We start from the raw sequence: 16,890 nt of genomic DNA, 5'->3' as shown, positions 1-16,890 counted from the left end.
TGGGAGCGAGCCTGCTCGCTCCCACACTTTTTTTGCGACTTACCCTGAGAGACTTTAAGCGTTACCGGCCAATTTCATCCGCGCAGCCTGGGTGAAATCGAGCATCCGTTTCAACGGGCGAATCGCTTGAGGAATCAGCGCCGGGTCGACAAATATCTCGTTCGTCCCCTCCTTCAAGCTCTTCAGCGTGCGCTCAAGGGTATTCATCGCCATCCAGGGGCAGTGCGCGCAACTGCGGCATGCGGCACCGTTACCGGCCGTAGGCGCTTCGATAAAGACTTTGTCCGGGCACAGCTGCTGCATCTTGTAGAAGATGCCGCGATCGGTCGCGACAATCAGCGTCTTGTTCGGCAGGGACTGGGCTGCGGCGATCAACTGACTGGTGGACCCGACGGCGTCTGCCAGCTCGATCACCGAGGTCGGCGATTCGGGATGCACCAGGATTGCCGCATCCGGGTACAGCGCCTTCATGTCTTCAAGCTGCTTGGACTTGAACTCTTCGTGAACGATGCACGCACCGTCCCACAGCAGCATGTCGGCCCCGGTCTGGCGCTGGATGTAAGTGCCCAGGTGTTTGTCCGGGCCCCAGATGATGGTTTCACCGTTATCCATCAGGCTTTCGACGATTTCCAGCGCACAGCTGGAAGTCACTACCCAGTCAGCCCGGGCTTTGACCGCCGCCGAGGTATTGGCGTAAACCACGACCGTGCGCTCTGGGTGTTGATCGCAGAACGCGGAGAACTCGTCAACCGGGCAACCCAGGTCCAGCGAACAAGTCGCTTCCAGGGTCGGCATCAGGATGCGTTTTTCGGGATTGAGGATTTTGGCCGTCTCGCCCATGAATTTCACACCGGCGACGACCACGGTCTTGGCCGGGTGAGCATTGCCGAAACGGGCCATCTCCAGCGAGTCGGAGACACAGCCACCGGTTTCTTCGGCCAGGGCCTGAATAACCGGATCGCAATAGAAGTGAGCCACCAGCACGGCGTCCTGAGCCTTGAGCTCGGCAGCGATGGCAGCACGGTAATGAGCTTCCTCATCGGCGGTCAGCGGCTTGGGCTGCTTGGCGTCGAGGTGGGCTTGAACCAGAAGGCGTTCGGAAATCTGCGTCATGTTCGCAAGACCTGCAGGCGCATTCGCGCGAAAGTCGAGTATACACCCGGCTCCGGACCCTTCAGGGTACCGCCGGGAAAGTGAGTATTGATCAGGCACGGACAACGTTGAAGCTGCGCAAGGCTACAGAATATCCGATGGATGCAAAAGATGATTCTGACCTGCGTCATGCGCTGCTACCCAAGGATTGGGCAAACACAAATCGCGGGCAAAAAAAAATCCGGAAATCCTCACTTTCGTGGGCCTTCCAGACTTTTAAAACTGCTTGAAAATGGTGGGTCGTGTGGGATTCGAACCTACGACCAATTGGTTAAAAGCCAACTGCTCTACCAACTGAGCTAACGACCCGCTGTGTGGTGGCGCGTATAATACTGATTTTTAAGGACTATTCAACACCTATTTTGAAATAAATTAAAAATAAGGTGTAGGGTCGCTAATTCCTGCCGCCGCAAAGCCTTCCGCACGCAGTCGGCAGCTGTCGCATTTGCCGCATGCACGGCCGTCATCGTCGGCCTGATAGCAGGAAACAGTCAGCCCGTAGTTCACGCCAAGCCTGGTGCCCGCCTGGACGATCTGCGCCTTGCTGAGGTTCTGCAGTGGCGCCTGAATGCGGAAACCGTTGCCCTCTACCCCGGCTTTGGTCGCCAGATTGGCCATGCGCTCGAAAGACTCGATGAACTCGGGACGGCAGTCCGGGTAGCCAGAGTAATCCACCGCGTTGACACCGATGAAGATATCGCGTGCGCCGAGCACTTCAGCCCAGCCCAGCGCCAAGGACAAGAACACCGTGTTGCGCGCCGGCACGTAAGTCACCGGAATGCCTTCTCCCAGTTCCTCAGGAATATCGATACTGCTGTCAGTCAGCGCCGAGCCACCCATGCCGTTGAAGTTGAGCCCGATGACCTTGTGCTCGACCACACCCAAATCACGGGCGACGCGCTCGGCAGCGTACAGCTCAGCGTGAGAGCGCTGACCGTAATCGAAACTCATGGTGTAACAGCTGTAACCTTCAGCGCGAGCCATGGCCACGACGGTTGCCGAGTCCAGGCCACCGGAGAGCAGGATGACCGCACGCTTTTCAGTAGTGTTCAGTTGTTCATTCATTTCAGCGCCCCGGCTCGTCATTCCATAGATATTTATGCAGCTGCAATTGCAAGCGCACTGGCAGGTTATCCGCCACAACCCAGTCCGCCAGATCCCGAGCATTCAGATCATGGTGACTTGGCGAGAACAGGACCTCACCGGCGCGCTGGTCCAGACCGTACTGGATCAGTTTGGACACGGACCAGTCGTAGTCTTCCCGCGAACAGATAACAAACTTCACCTGGTCGTTGGGCGTGAGCAGCTCAATGTTTTCGTAGCGATTGCGATGTGCTTCCTTCGAACCCGGGGTTTTCAGGTCGACAACGCGACTGACCCGGGAATCTACCGCCGAGATATCGATAGAGCCACTGGTTTCCAGTGACACTTCGTAACCGGCGTCGCACAAGCGCTTGAGCAAGGGGATGGCGTTGGGTTGCGCCAGGGGCTCGCCGCCCGTGACACAGACATAACGCGGACGGTAACCGGCAACCTGCTCGAGGATATCGTCGAGGGTGCGGATGGTGCCGCCAGTGAATGCGTAGGCGCTGTCACAGTATTGGCAACGCAGAGGGCAACCGGTCAGGCGCACAAAAACAGTGGGCAGGCCAGCAGTCCGCGTTTCACCCTGCAACGAGTAAAAAACTTCGGTAATTCTCAATGTGTCTTGCATAGTCGCCACGGGCGTAACAGCTAAACAGGCTGTCCGCCTCCGTCAGGCACTTCAAGGAACCCCGGCAATGCGCAGATCCCAAAAAGCGTGTTTCATAAAAAGGGCGTGAATTCTAACGAAAAAACCCGCGACAAGCGCGGGTTTCTTCGAAACGGTGCAAACAGGCTTACATTTTCTGCAGATCGCGTTGAGCCAACTGAGCGGCGGAAGTGCCCGGATATTGGGACACAACCTGCTGCAGAATGCCTTTTACCCGGTCGGTATGACCCAGGCGGCGCTCCACATCAGCGAGCTTGTACAGCGAATCAGGCACTTTTGCATGCTTTGGGTAAAGCTGCGAAACCTTGGCAAATGCCTGGCCTGCGCCCTGCAGGTCACCCTTTGCCAGGTTCACTTCACCCAACCAGTACTGGGCATTGCCCGCGTATTGGCTGTTCGGGTATTTACGCAGGAATGCGGCGAAGGCCTGACTGGCCTTGTCGAAATCCTTGGCCTTGATCAGGTCGAAGGCAGCATCGTAATAGAGCTTTTCCTTCGCCGGATCTGCCGGTTCGCTACCTGCGGCGGGTGCCTGGGCGGCAGCTGCCCCTGCACCTGCTGCAGCACCGGGGGCGTTCAAATCACCACCGGTGGAAGAATTTTCAGGAGTCGCGGCTGGTGCAACGCCGGTTCCTATGCGCCGATCAAGATCCTGATATCGCTCCAGGTTCTCCTGCTTCATGCGCGCTACATCATTTTGCAGAACTTCAATCGCACCTTGTTGGCGCTCGATCTGTTGCTGCATTGATTGCAGTTGGTTGAACAGCTCGCCCTGTGCCGAGACAGGGGCCGAAACCCCTCCCCCGGCATAGGCGCCGTTCGTACCGTAACCTGCAGGCGGATAACTGCTCCCGCTATTGTTATAGCCGGAGTCATTATCGACCACAGGAACCGCAGCCCACGCCGCAAGCGGCGCGAGACTGAGAGCCAGAACAGTTACAGCACGACGGCACGTTCGCATGACGAATTACTTACGCAGTTCGACGCGACGGTTTTGAGCCCAGGACTGCTCGTCGTTGCCGGTAGCAACTGGACGCTCTTCGCCGTAGGAAACCAGTTCCAGCTGAGCTGGGGAAACACCTTGCAGTACCAGGTAGCGTTGAACGGCTTTCGCACGACGCTCGCCCAGTGCCATGTTGTACTCACGAGTACCACGTTCGTCGGTGTTGCCTTCCAGAACAACGCGAGCGCCGTTTGCTTTCAGGTCTTTGGCGTGAACATCCAGAGCGCGCATGGCTTCTGGCTTCAGGTCCGAGCTGTCGTATTCGAAGTAGAAAGTGGTGATAGCGCGCAGAGCAGCTTCTTCGCTCAGGGAGCCGTCAACTGCACCAGTGTTTGCGCCGTAACCAGCGTTTGGATCTACAGCGCCTTCACCGGCATTGTCGCCGCCTTTGGACGAGCAACCTACAGCTACAGCCATGGCCAGAGCCAGCGCAGCAAATTTACCAAACTTCAGCATTTCCATCGTGAAACTCCTAATGAACCCCAGTGTGTTAAGTACAACGTATAGCGCCGCGTCAGTTCAGGTAAGGGGACCAGGAAGGTTCTCTGACTTCGCCTTGTGCGGTAGGAAGCGGGAGCCTTACGCGTCCATTGATGGACACGAGCATCAAGACTCCCCGGCCCTGCTGGCGGGTGGCGTAGATTACCATGGTGCCGTTGGGCGCAACAGTAGGCGACTCGTCCAGAGTGCTATCAGTGAGGATTTTTACGCTACCGCGCTGCAAATCCTGAGCCGCCACTTTGAAATTGGTGAAACCATCCTGGCGGTGAATCATCACCAGGGTCTTTTCATCAGCCGACAGCTTAGGGTTGGCGTTGTAGTTACCCACGAACGTCACACGCTCCGCACCGCCACCACCCACGCTGGTTTTGTAGATCTGCGGTTTGCCGCCACGGTCAGAAGTGAAGTAGATGGTCGAGCCATCCTTGCCCCAGAACGGTTCGGTGTTGATGCCCGGGCCGTTGGTGACGCGGGTGATCTGACGCGAACCGAGGTTCATCACGTAGATATCCGGGTTGCCGTCCTTGGACAGCACGAACGCCAGGCGATTGCCATCCGGCGACCAGGCAGGCGCGCCGTTCAGGCCTTCGAAGTTGGTGATCTGCTCACGACGACCGGTGTCGATGTTCTGCATGAAGATACGCGGACGCTTCTGCTCGAACGACACATAAGCGATGCGCTTGCCGTCCGGTGCGAAACGCGGCGACAGGATCGGCTCGCGCGATTGCAGCAGGGTCACGGCACGGGCACCGTCATAGTCCGAACGTTGCAGCGTGTAGCGAGTGTTCTTCTCGGAGAAACGCTCGGCTGTCACGTAGAGCAGACGCGTCGAGAAAGCACCTTTGATACCGGTGAGTTTTTCGAACGACTGGTCGGCGATGTAGTGGGACATGTCACGCAGTTGATCGACACCACCCGACACGCTGCCGGTCAGCACTTGTTGCTCGGTAGCGACGTTGAACAGCGCGTATTGCACCTGCAGGCGAGCGCCCGCCGGAACAATGCTGCCGACCATGACGTACTGGGCGCCCAGCGCCTTGAAGTCACGGAAGATGATTTCGCTGGCCTGGCTTGGCTGGCTGATCATGTTCTGCTTTGGAATCGGCGCGTAGTAACCCGAGTTACGCAGGTCGTTACCGATGATTTCAGCCATGTCGTCCGGCAGCACGCTGCCGCCCTGGTTGCCGAACGGCACGACGGCGATCGGAGTTGCCCGATCACTGCCGCTGGTAACCAGAATGTTTTTCTCATCTGCCATCGCCAAACCTGCCATGCAGCAGATAGCGATCAGCATTCCTCGAAGAAGGTTTCTCACAAGGCTAGATCCTCAGGTGTGAATGTCATCTTGAATGAACGATACGGAGCGAAATCACTCGGCTTCATTCCCTGCATTTCTGTCAAACGTCCAATATTCTTCACCGCTGCCACAGCCGATGCGTCGAACGGACCGTCGCCACTGGACTTGGACACATTGACCGAAGTCACCGTACCGTCCGGCAACATGCCGATTTGCAACACGACCGTCATGCCTTTGCGGGCCGAAGGTGGACGAGCCCAGCCTTCCGCTGCACGAGCGCGAATCAAGTCATCGAAACTGCCGGCGACTTCGTCACCCTGCTCATCCGCCAAGGCCTGCTGACGCTGCGGCGTGTCGGAAAGCAAATCTGCCAAGGCCTGAGCCTTTTTGTCTTCGGCAGATTTACGTGCCGCGTCCTGCGCTTTCTTCTTCGCAGCATCGGCAGCAGCTTTCTTCTTCGCTTCATCGGCGACTTTCTTCTTCGCCTCTTCAGCTTCAGCTTTCTTCTTGGCGTCTTCCGCGGCTTTCTTCTTCGCGTCTTCGACGATCTTTTTCTTCGCTGCTTCAGCGGCCGCTTTCTTGGCCTCTTCTTCAGCAGCCTTCTTGGCTTCTTCTTCCGCTTTCTTCTTGGCTATATCAGCCAATTGTTTCTCTTCTGCCTTCTTGGCTTCGGCGGTCTTCTTCGCTTCATCGGCTTTCTTGGCTTCATCAGCCTTTTTCGCCTCTTCCGCTTTCTTCGACTCGTCGGCCTTCTTGGCTTCCTCGGCCTTTTGAGCCGCTTCTTCTTTCTTTTGTTCCGCAGCCTTCACCGCTTCCTGCTCGACCTTTTTCTGCTCCATCTGCTCGACTTCAGTCTGGCGCGCGGCGGACTTCTTCGCCTCACCCGCAATCTTCTGATTGGTCTGGGTGGTTGCCTGACTTTTCGATTTCAGCTGGTACAGGGTCGCCTGGACGATCGGCTTGGCCGGCGGCAACTCTGGAGTAAAGGCGAAACTGACAAACAGCATGCCGAACACCAGCACGTGCAAGCCAATCGCCCAGACACTAGGCCAGAAGTAGCTTTCCGAGGCGGACGGCTCTCGCTGTTGCTGCATCAGGGCGCCTCGGTAATCAAGCCAACATTACCGACGCCGGCCTTCTGCAACCCGCCCATGGCGCCCATGACGGAGCCGTAGTCGACAGTCTTGTCGCCGCGAATGAAGACCTGAGTGCGTTTGCCGTTATCGTTACCGGCGGCAATGATCTTGGTCACTGCACTGGTCATTTGCGGCAGGGTCATGGCCCTGTCCTGTTGCTTCTCGGTGTCGACTTCGCTGCCAAGGTTCCAGTAATAGGTCTTGTCAGCCTTGATCGAAATGGTCAGGACCTGGGTGTTGTTGTCCTGCGGCAAGGCTTCGCTGGAAACCTTGGGCAGATCAACTTTCACGCCCTGATTGAGCATCGGCGCGGTCACCATGAAGATGACCAGCAGTACCAGCATCACGTCGATGTAAGGCACTACGTTCATCTCGGCAACCGGCTTGCGCTTTTTGCGAGCTCGAGCGATTAAAGCCATCTGGAAATTACCTGCTTATTCTTCGCTGGTGTGCACTTTGCGGTGCAGGATCGCCTGGAATTCATCGGCGAAGGTGTAGTAGCGGCCGATCAGCGTTTCGCTGCGAGCGGCAAAACGGTTGTAGGCAATAACGGCAGGGATTGCGGCGAACAGGCCGATCGCGGTGGCGATCAGTGCTTCAGCAATACCCGGTGCAACCGTCGCCAGCGTTGCTTGCTGGGCAGTCGCCAGGCCGCGGAAGGAGTTCATGATGCCCCAGACCGTACCGAACAGGCCGATGTACGGGCTCACGGAACCGACGGTGGCCAGGAATGGCAGGCTTTGTTCGAGCTTTTCTTCTTCGCGGGAAATCGCAACGCGCATGGCACGCGCCACGCCTTCCATGACCGCTTCAGGATCAACGCCTGGCTGCTGGCGCAGACGGGAGAATTCCTTGAAACCGGCGCGGAAGATCTGCTCGACACCCGAATCCGGATCCGGGTTGCTGCCGGCCTGGCGGTAGAGTTTGGACAGGTCGATCCCCGACCAGAAGCGCTCTTCAAAGCTCTCCAGGGCACGTCGACCGGCGCGCAGTAGATTGCTGCGCTGAAAGATCATGATCCATGAGGTCACCGATGCGGCTACCAGGGTCAGCATTACCAGTTGCACCACAATACTGGCATTGCTGACCAGGCTCCACATGGAGGAATGGTCGACGACGTTAGCTTCCACGCTTTATCTCCTGCTTTGAGTGTTTACCCGCGCCGCTCACGTCGGCAAAGGCCGCTCGTAGAGCTTCGGGAATGGCCCGGGGTTTCAAACTGTCAGTGCGCACACAGGCCACCAAAAACTGCCCTTCACAGAGCAGCGCATCATCCGTCGCTCGCCTGACCTGCTGTTTGAATCTCAGGCTGGCACGGTTCAATTCGATTACTTCAGCGCTTACCAGAAGCTCGTCGTCCAGTCGCGCCGGCGCGTGGTAGCGCGCTTCGCTGGAATGCACGACGAACAACAGGTCCTCACCTGCCAGCTGCGATTGGGCAAAGCCCAGCTCTCGTAGCCGCTCGGTTCGAGCCCGTTCCATAAACTTGAGGTAATTAACGTAATACACGATGCCGCCCGCATCGGTGTCCTCGTAATAAACGCGACAACGATGTGCGAAAGGCCCAAGCCCGTTTTGCGCGCGCATACTCTAGTGCTTACTCCTCAGGTTGCCAATCGGCCAGGCAACTGTTTTTCATTGTTCTGCGGCTTTCTCGCGAAAGTACGGTCCTAGGACAGCACAATGCCCGAAAATTCTGCCCGCAAATGTTAATTAATCGTCCACGGCATCGAGGAATTCGTCTACCACGGGCATCTCGCCCAATCGTGACGGAATGTTTAAGCCGAAATGCAGGTAGGCATGGCGCGTCACCACCCGCCCGCGCGGCGTGCGCATGATGTAGCCCTGCTGGATCAGGTACGGCTCCAGCACATCCTCAATGGTGTGGCGTTCTTCGCTGATCGCGGCAGCCAGGCTGTCGACACCGACCGGTCCGCCATCGAACTTCTCGATCATGGTCAGCAACAGACGTCGGTCCTGGTGATCGAAACCTCGCTCATCGACATCCAGCAGGTTCAGAGCAAGATCGGCAATCGGCTTGGTGATGTGCCCCTTGGCGCGAACTTCGGCGAAGTCGCGCACCCGGCGCAGCAAACGGTTGGCGATTCGCGGAGTGCCACGGGCACGCCGGGCGATTTCGAAGGCGCCCTCCGGGTCCAGCGGCAAACCGAGGATGCTCGCCGAACGACTGACAATCGTCGACAGGTCGGCGTTGTTGTAGAACTCCAGGCGCTGGACGATCCCGAAACGGTCCCGCAACGGATTAGTCAGCATCCCCGCCCGCGTCGTTGCGCCAACCAGGGTGAAGGGCGGCAGATCAAGCTTGATCGAACGCGCGGCCGGACCTTCGCCGATCATGATGTCGAGCTGGAAATCTTCCATCGCCGGATACAGCACTTCTTCGACGATCGGTGACAACCGATGGATCTCGTCGATAAACAGCACGTCGTGGGGTTCAAGATTGGTCAGCAGCGCCGCGAGATCGCCCGGACGCTCGAGGACCGGCCCCGAGGTACTTTTGATCGAGACGCCCATTTCCTGGGCGATGATGTTGGCCAAGGTAGTTTTACCCAGGCCCGGAGGACCGAAGATCAGTGTGTGATCCAGGGATTCGTTACGACCACGGGCGGCCTGGATGAACAGTTCCATTTGCTCGCGAACGGTTGGCTGGCCAATGTATTCGGCCAGGCTGACGGGACGAATTGCCCGGTCCTGGACCTCTTCGCGGTCACGGGGACCACCCGTGGCGGCGATCAGACGATCAGCTTCAATCACTTAGATCATTCCCTTCAGGGCACGACGAATCATGTCTTCACTGCTCAAGTCTTTCTCCTTGATCGCGGCAATCGCCTTGCTGGCTTCCTGCGGCTTGTAGCCCAGGGAGATCAGCGCGCTGACCGCGTCGTTTTCCGCCGTATTGACCGGTGCAGGGCCGTCCGGCTGGTTCGGCACCAGGGCAAACATCGCCGGCACGGTTTCCCAGGCCTTGAAGCGATCCTTGAGCTCGACCAACAGGCGTTCTGCGGTTTTTTTGCCCACACCCGGCACCTTGGTCAACGCCGAAGTGTCCTGTGACTGCACGCAACGAACCAGTTCGTCGACTTCCAGACTCGACATCAATGCCAGGGCCAGTTTCGGCCCTACACCATTGAGACGGATCAACTCGCGAAAAAAGTCTCGCTCACGTTTGCCGACGAAGCCATAGAGTAACTGCGCGTCTTCGCGTACGACCAAATGGGTGTGCAAGGTCAGCGGCTCACCGACCGACGGCAGGCGATACAGCGTGGTCATGGGCACTTCCAGCTCATAGCCCAGACCGTTTACATCCAGAATCAGGTGCGGTGGCTGTTTTTCAGCCAGAGTGCCGCGCAAGCGTCCAATCACGTTACAGATCCTTGAGCGTTGGCCAGCCCGAGGCCAGCGACTGACAGAGCAAGGGGTTCGGCCGACAACACAGGCGCGAAACCCTCATTCCGGAAAAATGATTGCTGATGCTATCAGAGACGCAGGCGCCCGCCACGACTGCGTGCCGTCCCCAAGCCATGGGGCAGGAGACTGGAACGGGTGTGAGCGTGGCAAATGGCGATGGCCAGGGCATCCGAGGCATCGATTTGTGGCTTGCTGGTCAGTTTAAGCATATGCATGACCATCATTTGAACTTGCTCTTTATTGGCGGCGCCAGTGCCCACAACGGCCTGTTTGACCTGGGTCGCGGAGTACTCGGCGATCTCCAGGTTTTCTTCCGCGCCCGCCACGATCGCGGCGCCCCGGGCCTGCCCCAGCTTCAGGGCGGAGTCGGCATTGCGGGCCATGAAGACCTTTTCGATGCCCATGGTCACCGGTTTGTACATCTGGATAATCTCCCGCACGCCGCGGTAGACAATCTGCAGACGCTCATGCAGTTCACCGGCGCCGGTACGGATACAGCCGGAGGCCACGTACTCGCAGCCACGTCCGGTATCACGAACCACGCCATAACCGGTGATGCGCGAACCGGGGTCGATACCAAGAATTAAAGTCATAACGCCTGCGGTTAAGTAAAAGCACGATATTCAATACAGCGAATAACAAATGTGGGAGCGGGCCTGCTCGCGATAGCGGTGTCATATTCAGCAACGGTGTTGCCTGAAAATCCGCATTCGCGAGCAGGCTCGCTCCCACAATGAATCCTGGTCGCCCTTAACCGAGCTGTGCGGCGACCGACTCCGGGATATCCGCATTGGAGTAGACGTTCTGCACGTCATCCAGGTCTTCGAGCATATCGATCAGCTTGAGGACTTTCTCGGCGCCTTCCAGATCCAGTTCGGCGCTGGTGGTCGGCAGCATGACGATTTCGGCATCATCCCCCTTGAACCCCGCCGCTTCCAGCGCGTTACGCACGGAATAGAACCCGGCAAACGAGGTAAACACGTCGATCGAGCCGTCTTCGTTGGTCACCACGTCATCGGCGTCCGCCTCCATCGCGGCTTCCATCAGTGCGTCTTCGTCGACACCGGCGGCGAAGGAAATCTGCCCCTTGCGCTCGAACAGGTACGCCACTGAACCGTCGGTCCCGAGGTTGCCGCCGCACTTGCTGAACGCATGGCGAACAGCGGCTGCGGTGCGGTTGCGGTTGTCGGTCATGCACTCGACCATCACCGCTACGCCGCCCGGGCCGTAACCTTCGTAGGTCAATTCGACCATGTCATCGGTGTCCGCTGCGCCGGCACCACGGGCCACCGCGCGATCGATGATATCGCGACTCATGTTCGCACCCAGGGCCTTGTCCAGGGCCAGGCGCAAACGTGGGTTGGAACCAGGATCACCACCACCCTGACGGGCAGCAACGGTCAGTTCACGAATCCACTTGGTGAAAATCTTGCCCTTCTTGGCATCCTGACGTTCTTTGCGGTGCTTGATGTTCGCCCACTTGGAATGACCTGCCATAACTCGCTCCGAATTCTCTTTGAAACATTGCCCGCCACGCAGTATCGCGTCGGCCGGCAAACAAAAAATTTCGACCCCTATAAAGAAAAGGCGCATCCGAAGATGCGCCCCTTCAGGTCAGCCTTACTCAGCTTTTGGCGTTTCGCGCAGACGAATGTGCAATTCGCGCAATGCCTTGGCATCTACCTCGCCCGGTGCCTGAGTCATGACGTCTGCCGCGCTCTGGGTTTTCGGGAAGGCGATCACTTCACGGATCGACTGGGCGCCGGTCATCAGCATGACCAGACGGTCCAGACCGAAGGCCAGGCCACCGTGCGGTGGTGCGCCGTACTTCAGGGCGTCGAGCAGGAAGCCGAACTTCTCTTCCTGTTCCGCTTCGTTGATGCCCAGCAGACGGAATACCGATTGCTGCATTTCCTTACGGTGGATACGGATCGAACCGCCACCCAGCTCGGTACCGTTCAACACCATGTCGTAGGCACGGGACAGAGCGCCAGCCGGGTTGGCTTCGAGCTCGGCCGGGGTGCACTTCGGTGCGGTGAACGGGTGGTGCAAGGCGGTGAAGCTGCCGTCGTCGTTCTCTTCGAACATCGGGAAGTCGACGACCCACATTGGCGCCCACTTGCAGGTCAACAGGTCCAGGTCGTGGCCAAGCTTGATACGCAGGGCACCCAGGGCTTCGCTGACGATCTTGGCTTTGTCGGCACCGAAGAACACGATGTCGCCGTCGACTGCGCCGACGCGATCGAGGATCACGTTGAGGTTGGCTTCGGGGATGTTCTTGACGATTGGCGACTGCAGGCCTTCAACGCCTTTGGCGCGCTCGTTGACCTTGATGTACGCCAGGCCCTTGGCACCGTAGATGCCGACGAACTTGGTGTAATCGTCGATCTGCTTGCGCGGCATGCTCGCGCCGCCAGGCACGCGCAGGGCGGCGATGCGGCATTTCGGGTCGTTGGCCGGGCCGCTGAACACCTTGAAATCGACTTCTTTGAGCTGATCGGCAACGTCAACCAGTTCCAGCGGGTTACGCAGGTCAGGCTTGTCGGAACCGTAGCGACGCATGGCTTCTTCGAAGGTCATGTGCGGGAAATCACCGAACTCCAGATCCAGCACTTCCTTGAACAGGTTGCGGATCATTTGTTCGGTCAGGCCCATGATCTCTTTTTCATCGAGGAAACTGGTCTCGATGTCGATCTGGGTGAATTCCGGCTGGCGGTCGGCACGCAAGTCTTCGTCGCGGAAGCACTTGGCGATCTGGTAGTAACGGTCGAAGCCGGCCACCATCAGCAGTTGCTTGAACAACTGTGGCGATTGCGGCAACGCGAAGAACGAACCGGCGTGAGTACGGCTCGGCACCAGGTAGTCACGGGCGCCTTCCGGGGTAGCACGGGTCAGGATCGGCGTCTCGACGTCGAGGAAGCCGTTCTCGTCCAGGAAGCGACGGATGCTGGTGGTCATGCGCGAACGCAACCGCAGCTTCTCGGCCATTTCCGGGCGACGAAGGTCGAGGAAGCGGTAGCGCAGACGGGTTTCTTCGCCGACGTCGGAGAACTCGTTCAGCGGGAACGGCGGGGTTTCCGATTCGTTCAGCACTTCCAGTTCATAACCCAGGACTTCGATCATGCCCGACGCCATGTTGGCGTTGGTGGCACCGGCCGGACGCAGGCGGACCTTACCGGTGATCTTGACAACGTATTCGCTGCGCACGCGGTCGGCGGCGGCGAAGCTCTCAGCGCGGTCCGGATCGAACACCACCTGGGCCAGACCGTCACGATCACGGATATCGAGGAAAATCACCCCACCGTGGTCACGGCGACGATGAACCCATCCGCAAAGGGTAATTTCCTGGCCTTCCAGGCTTTCGTTCAGTTGGCCGCAATAATGGCTGCGCATCATGGTAGTGGTTTCACTTCTCGTAATTCGAAATTCGGTTGCAGACCTCGCGTACATCAAGTGCAAGGGCTCGCGCGTGTCGTTCAAGTCAGGTTCCAAACCTAGTCAGCTTTGTCGCCGCCAGCCAGATTCTTCTTGGAACCGGTCTTGAAATCAGTCTCGTACCAGCCATTGCCGCTCAAGCGGAAACCCGGCATGGACAGCATCTTTTTCAGCTCTGGCGCCTGGCAGGCAGGGCAGTCGACCAGCGGTGCATCGCTGATCTTTTGAATGGCTTCCAACTGATGACCACAGGAAGCACATTGATAATCGTACATCGGCATGGAGGTTGTCTCGGCGATCAGATTGCTACCGCGCACGCTGGGTTTTGCGGCAAAGAGCGGGATTATATCCATTAAATGCTGCCTGTGCAGCCGTAAGACTGCACAGATCGACACTCTGTCTTTTCCGCGCCACGGCTAAGCCATGACCATGCAATTTCCTTCCTTGAGGCTGTGCACGACACACACCACCCGCACCAACCCGCTGAAGTTCTTCACCCCGCCATGGCGCAAATGCACCTCGCGGTCCAGGTAGGACAGCAGTGCGCTGACCGAACAACAGTTGACCCTGGCCATCTCGGTCAAAATATCCCAATACACCTGCTCAAGCCGCAAACAGGTGGCAAACCCATTCAAACGCACCGAACGGGATAATGGCTGAACCAACCCCATGTCGAATTCACTGACAAACGGATCAATCCTGATGCCTGTTACCGGACCGCTCCGCCCCTCGTTTCGCTTCTCTCCATGAACCATAACGCTGACACTCCTTTGTCATCCGTGGTTTCCATAAGCGCAATCTGCCTGCTTATAAAACCGCGAGGACCACGTTATATCCAGATGACTTTTTGACCATCCGCGTAGGAGAAGCCAACAGTTGAAGGGAGATCACGGAGCGCGTCCTACTCCGAAGCGTTTCCTACATCCAGTAGAGAAAGCTCATTCAACAAGTAGGTACTTTTCGAGGAAAAAAGATAAACGCGCGAACGGCAGTCAATATGTCATTCGCGCGCCTGGGGTATTACTGGTCCAGCAGTGCGCGCAACATCCACGCCGTTTTCTCGTGAACCTGCATGCGCTGGGTCAGCAAGTCGGCCGTGGGCTCGTCACTGACTTTATCCAGCAGCGGAAAGATGCCGCGTGCGGTGCGCGTTACGGCTTCCTGGCCTTCGACCAACTGCTTGATCATGTCTTCGGCAGCAGGCACCCCCTCCTCCTCCTTGATAGAAGACAGCCGCGCGTAGACCGCGTAGGCACCGGGCGCCGGAAATCCGAGCGCGCGAATCCGCTCGGCAATCGAATCGACCGCCAGGGCCAACTCGTTGTATTGCTCCTCGAACATCAGGTGCAAAGTCCGGAACATCGGCCCGGTGACGTTCCAGTGGAAGTTATGGGTTTTCAAATAAAGCACGTAAGTGTCCGACAACAGACGGGAGAGTCCGTCGACGATGGACTTGCGATCCTCTTCACTGATACCGATATCAATTGCCATGTTTTTCCCCTAAAGGTGATGAAATTCATCCAACAGGTGCAGGACCACTCTAGCAAGCCTGTCGTCGCATCGCAGCCCTGGATCGCCCATGGGCCCGCGACAAATCGTCCCCGGCACACCGCTGGACGCCCTGATTTGAGTAGCTTGCGGCTTTGCTGTTAAATAGACAGCGTGTCGTGGGTGCCTATTTTTTCCGGGTGCCGCGCATAGGCTGATATCCGTACGTGTCCAACGCCTCCTATTGTTCTGAAGCGAACCGTGCCTCGTCAGCTCTTCCTTGTGAGCCGTCTTAACGTGAGCCAATCAAAATGTTGAAAATCGTCCACCTGCTAATAGGTGCAGCGGCCTTGCTGCTGTCCTTCACCCCTAGCCTGCGATCCGAAGCTGTCCCTTACCTGCAACAACCCGATGCACTGTACCTGGCCTTTTTCGGCCTGCTCAACCTCACCCTCGCGCCCGTCATCCCTTACTGGAACAAAGGCCCGCGTCATCAACTGCAAAACCTGGTCAGCGCCCTGCTGGTACTGGCTGTCGTTCTGCAAACGCTGACGCTGATCGCGCCGATGCCTGTCATCGCCGGTCAACCTGCCGTTCTGTTCAGCCTGGTCGCCGCTCTGGTCGCTGTTTTTCTGCACCTGGCCATCAGCTTCTACAAATCGTCACCGGCCGCCGCCTCGCCAAGCTACGACATGAGCAACCGCGATACCGGCACCGTCAAGTGGTTCAACACCTCCAAAGGCTTCGGCTTTATTTCCCGCGACTCCGGTGACGATATTTTCGTGCACTTCCGGGCTATTCGCGGTGAAGGCCATCGCGTCCTGGTCGAAGGCCAGCGCGTGGAGTTCTCTGTCATGAATCGTGACAAGGGCCTGCAAGCCGAAGATGTGATCGCTGCTCTGCCTCGACGCTGATTCAAGGCGGAAAAAAACCGCGACCAGCCTGGCTGGACGCGGTTTTTTATTGCCTGCCTTTCAGTAATGCGGCGGCGGTGCCTCTTCCTCGAAACTCTCGAACTGACCGGCCATTTCTTCCTGGCGCTTGAGCAAGGCAGCCATCTGCAACTGCAGACGCTCGACCGCCCTCTGCTGCGCCGCCAGCACATCATTCAACGCCTGGATGGTGTCATCCTGAAACGCCAACTGACTCTCCAGATCGGTAACGCGATCTTCCAGACTCATGTTTCAACCCTCCACGAACGTGAAATCGTCGGTCAGCACCAGACGCAGGCGCTCACGAATCACCGCGACCTGCTCTGCACTGTACGGCTTGGCCGGGTGTTTGCCCCAGACCGGAGCGGGCCAGGCGGCGTCCTCTCGCTTGCGCACGATCACATGCATGTGCAACTGACTGACCACGTTGCCCAGCGCCGCGACGTTGAGTTTATCGGCGTCGAACGAATCCTTGAGCAGCTCGGCCAGCGCGGTGGTTTCCTGCCACAGTTGCAGCTGATCGGCGACATCCAACTGAAATATCTCGCTGATATCGTCGCGACGAGGCACCAGGATGAACCAGGGATAGTTCGAGTCGTTGGACAACAGCAGCCGGCACAGCGGGAAATCACCGATCGGTAGCGTGTCTTGTTGAAGTCGTGGATCTAAAGCGAACACAGCGCGCACTCCCGCCAGGTCATCAATTTTCAGCTTAGCGCCCATCCCGAGGGAGTGTGCGCCAAGCGACAGGACGGCAGCATACC

General features: G+C 57.9%; 21 protein-coding genes and 1 tRNA gene. 1 reads left to right on the top strand and 21 read right to left on the bottom strand.

The window, feature by feature from the left end; genetic code table 11:
* Positions 1-54 precede the first annotated feature (54 nt).
* From nadA to M5G20_RS20320, 19 genes are all read right to left on the bottom strand, one after another.
* On the bottom strand, positions 55-1,113 hold the full coding sequence (gene nadA / locus M5G20_RS20410) for a quinolinate synthase NadA (RefSeq protein ID WP_273920533.1): 1,059 nt from the start codon (positions 1,111-1,113) through the stop codon (positions 55-57).
* Between the two features lie 272 nt (positions 1,114-1,385).
* Positions 1,386-1,461, bottom strand: a tRNA-Lys gene (locus tag M5G20_RS20405).
* Positions 1,462-1,524: 63 nt separating this feature from the next.
* Positions 1,525-2,217: a 7-cyano-7-deazaguanine synthase QueC gene (gene queC / locus M5G20_RS20400; RefSeq protein WP_273920532.1), complete on the bottom strand. Its 693-nt coding sequence runs from the start codon at positions 2,215-2,217 to the stop codon at positions 1,525-1,527.
* 1 nt (position 2,218) lies between these two features.
* Positions 2,219-2,866: a 7-carboxy-7-deazaguanine synthase QueE gene (gene queE, locus M5G20_RS20395; protein ID WP_056852655.1), complete on the bottom strand. Its 648-nt coding sequence runs from the start codon at positions 2,864-2,866 to the stop codon at positions 2,219-2,221.
* A gap of 166 nt (positions 2,867-3,032) precedes the next feature.
* The gene (ybgF, locus tag M5G20_RS20390; RefSeq protein WP_102670353.1) at positions 3,033-3,866 is read right to left on the bottom strand and encodes a tol-pal system protein YbgF; all 834 of its coding nucleotides are present in this window, start codon (positions 3,864-3,866) and stop codon (positions 3,033-3,035) included.
* Between the two features lie 6 nt (positions 3,867-3,872).
* Positions 3,873-4,370, bottom strand: coding sequence for a peptidoglycan-associated lipoprotein Pal (gene pal, locus M5G20_RS20385; protein WP_003178634.1), 498 nt, complete (start codon positions 4,368-4,370; stop codon positions 3,873-3,875).
* Positions 4,371-4,422: 52 nt separating this feature from the next.
* Positions 4,423-5,703, bottom strand: a complete 1,281-nt coding sequence (tolB, locus tag M5G20_RS20380; RefSeq protein WP_443218317.1) for a Tol-Pal system beta propeller repeat protein TolB — start codon at positions 5,701-5,703, stop codon at positions 4,423-4,425.
* Between the two features lie 17 nt (positions 5,704-5,720).
* Entirely contained in the window at positions 5,721-6,800 is a 1,080-nt protein-coding gene (tolA, locus tag M5G20_RS20375; RefSeq protein ID WP_273920529.1) for a cell envelope integrity protein TolA, read from the bottom strand.
* On the bottom strand, positions 6,800-7,252 hold the full coding sequence (gene tolR / locus M5G20_RS20370) for a protein TolR (RefSeq protein ID WP_162279067.1): 453 nt from the start codon (positions 7,250-7,252) through the stop codon (positions 6,800-6,802). Before tolR ends, tolA begins: the two co-directional genes overlap by 1 nt.
* Before the next feature lie 24 nt (positions 7,253-7,276).
* Complete coding sequence (tolQ, locus tag M5G20_RS20365) at positions 7,277-7,972, bottom strand: protein TolQ (protein WP_075945442.1); 696 nt, start codon at positions 7,970-7,972, stop codon at positions 7,277-7,279.
* Positions 7,962-8,429 (bottom strand): tol-pal system-associated acyl-CoA thioesterase, encoded by a 468-nt coding sequence (gene ybgC / locus M5G20_RS20360; RefSeq protein WP_150733694.1) that lies wholly within the window; start codon positions 8,427-8,429, stop codon positions 7,962-7,964. The genes tolQ and ybgC overlap by 11 nt, the downstream gene beginning before the upstream one ends.
* A 126-nt stretch (positions 8,430-8,555) precedes the next feature.
* Positions 8,556-9,617 carry a Holliday junction branch migration DNA helicase RuvB gene (ruvB, locus tag M5G20_RS20355; protein WP_056852660.1) on the bottom strand — a complete coding sequence of 354 codons (1,062 nt, stop codon included), beginning with the start codon at positions 9,615-9,617 and terminating at the stop codon, positions 8,556-8,558.
* Positions 9,618-10,226: a Holliday junction branch migration protein RuvA gene (gene ruvA, locus M5G20_RS20350; RefSeq protein WP_273920528.1), complete on the bottom strand. Its 609-nt coding sequence runs from the start codon at positions 10,224-10,226 to the stop codon at positions 9,618-9,620.
* A gap of 113 nt (positions 10,227-10,339) precedes the next feature.
* Complete coding sequence (gene ruvC / locus M5G20_RS20345; protein ID WP_075945445.1) at positions 10,340-10,864, bottom strand: crossover junction endodeoxyribonuclease RuvC; 525 nt, start codon at positions 10,862-10,864, stop codon at positions 10,340-10,342.
* Positions 10,865-11,021: 157 nt separating this feature from the next.
* Positions 11,022-11,768, bottom strand: coding sequence for a YebC/PmpR family DNA-binding transcriptional regulator (locus M5G20_RS20340; RefSeq protein ID WP_046042206.1), 747 nt, complete (start codon positions 11,766-11,768; stop codon positions 11,022-11,024).
* 123 nt (positions 11,769-11,891) lie between these two features.
* Positions 11,892-13,667: an aspartate--tRNA ligase gene (gene aspS / locus M5G20_RS20335; protein ID WP_273920527.1), complete on the bottom strand. Its 1,776-nt coding sequence runs from the start codon at positions 13,665-13,667 to the stop codon at positions 11,892-11,894.
* A 98-nt stretch (positions 13,668-13,765) separates the two neighbouring features.
* On the bottom strand, positions 13,766-13,987 hold the full coding sequence (locus M5G20_RS20330) for an FmdB family zinc ribbon protein (protein WP_075945722.1): 222 nt from the start codon (positions 13,985-13,987) through the stop codon (positions 13,766-13,768).
* Between the two features lie 135 nt (positions 13,988-14,122).
* Positions 14,123-14,461 carry a ribbon-helix-helix domain-containing protein gene (locus M5G20_RS20325; protein ID WP_273920526.1) on the bottom strand — a complete coding sequence of 113 codons (339 nt, stop codon included), beginning with the start codon at positions 14,459-14,461 and terminating at the stop codon, positions 14,123-14,125.
* Between the two features lie 265 nt (positions 14,462-14,726).
* Entirely contained in the window at positions 14,727-15,197 is a 471-nt protein-coding gene (locus tag M5G20_RS20320; protein ID WP_075945449.1) for a Dps family protein, read from the bottom strand.
* A gap of 308 nt (positions 15,198-15,505) precedes the next feature.
* On the opposite strand from M5G20_RS20320, the gene M5G20_RS20315 reads away from it, so the two are divergent.
* Positions 15,506-16,108: a cold-shock protein gene (locus M5G20_RS20315; RefSeq protein ID WP_273920525.1), complete on the top strand. Its 603-nt coding sequence runs from the start codon at positions 15,506-15,508 to the stop codon at positions 16,106-16,108.
* Positions 16,109-16,168: 60 nt separating this feature from the next.
* Here M5G20_RS20315 and M5G20_RS20310 read toward each other — a convergent pair whose 3' ends face one another.
* Both M5G20_RS20310 and M5G20_RS20305 read right to left on the bottom strand, forming a co-directional pair.
* Positions 16,169-16,375, bottom strand: a complete 207-nt coding sequence (locus M5G20_RS20310) for a SlyX family protein (protein WP_075945450.1) — start codon at positions 16,373-16,375, stop codon at positions 16,169-16,171.
* Positions 16,376-16,378: 3 nt separating this feature from the next.
* Positions 16,379-16,804, bottom strand: coding sequence for an HIT domain-containing protein (locus M5G20_RS20305; RefSeq protein WP_075945723.1), 426 nt, complete (start codon positions 16,802-16,804; stop codon positions 16,379-16,381).
* Positions 16,805-16,890: the final 86 nt, after the last annotated feature.

It is taken from the genome of Pseudomonas sp. TNT2022 ID1044, from assembly GCF_028656895.1.
In the GTDB taxonomy this organism is placed as follows: domain Bacteria; phylum Pseudomonadota; class Gammaproteobacteria; order Pseudomonadales; family Pseudomonadaceae; genus Aquipseudomonas; species Aquipseudomonas reinekei.
Note: the sequence above shows the minus strand (reverse complement) of the source record. Positions and strands in the feature narration are given on the sequence as shown.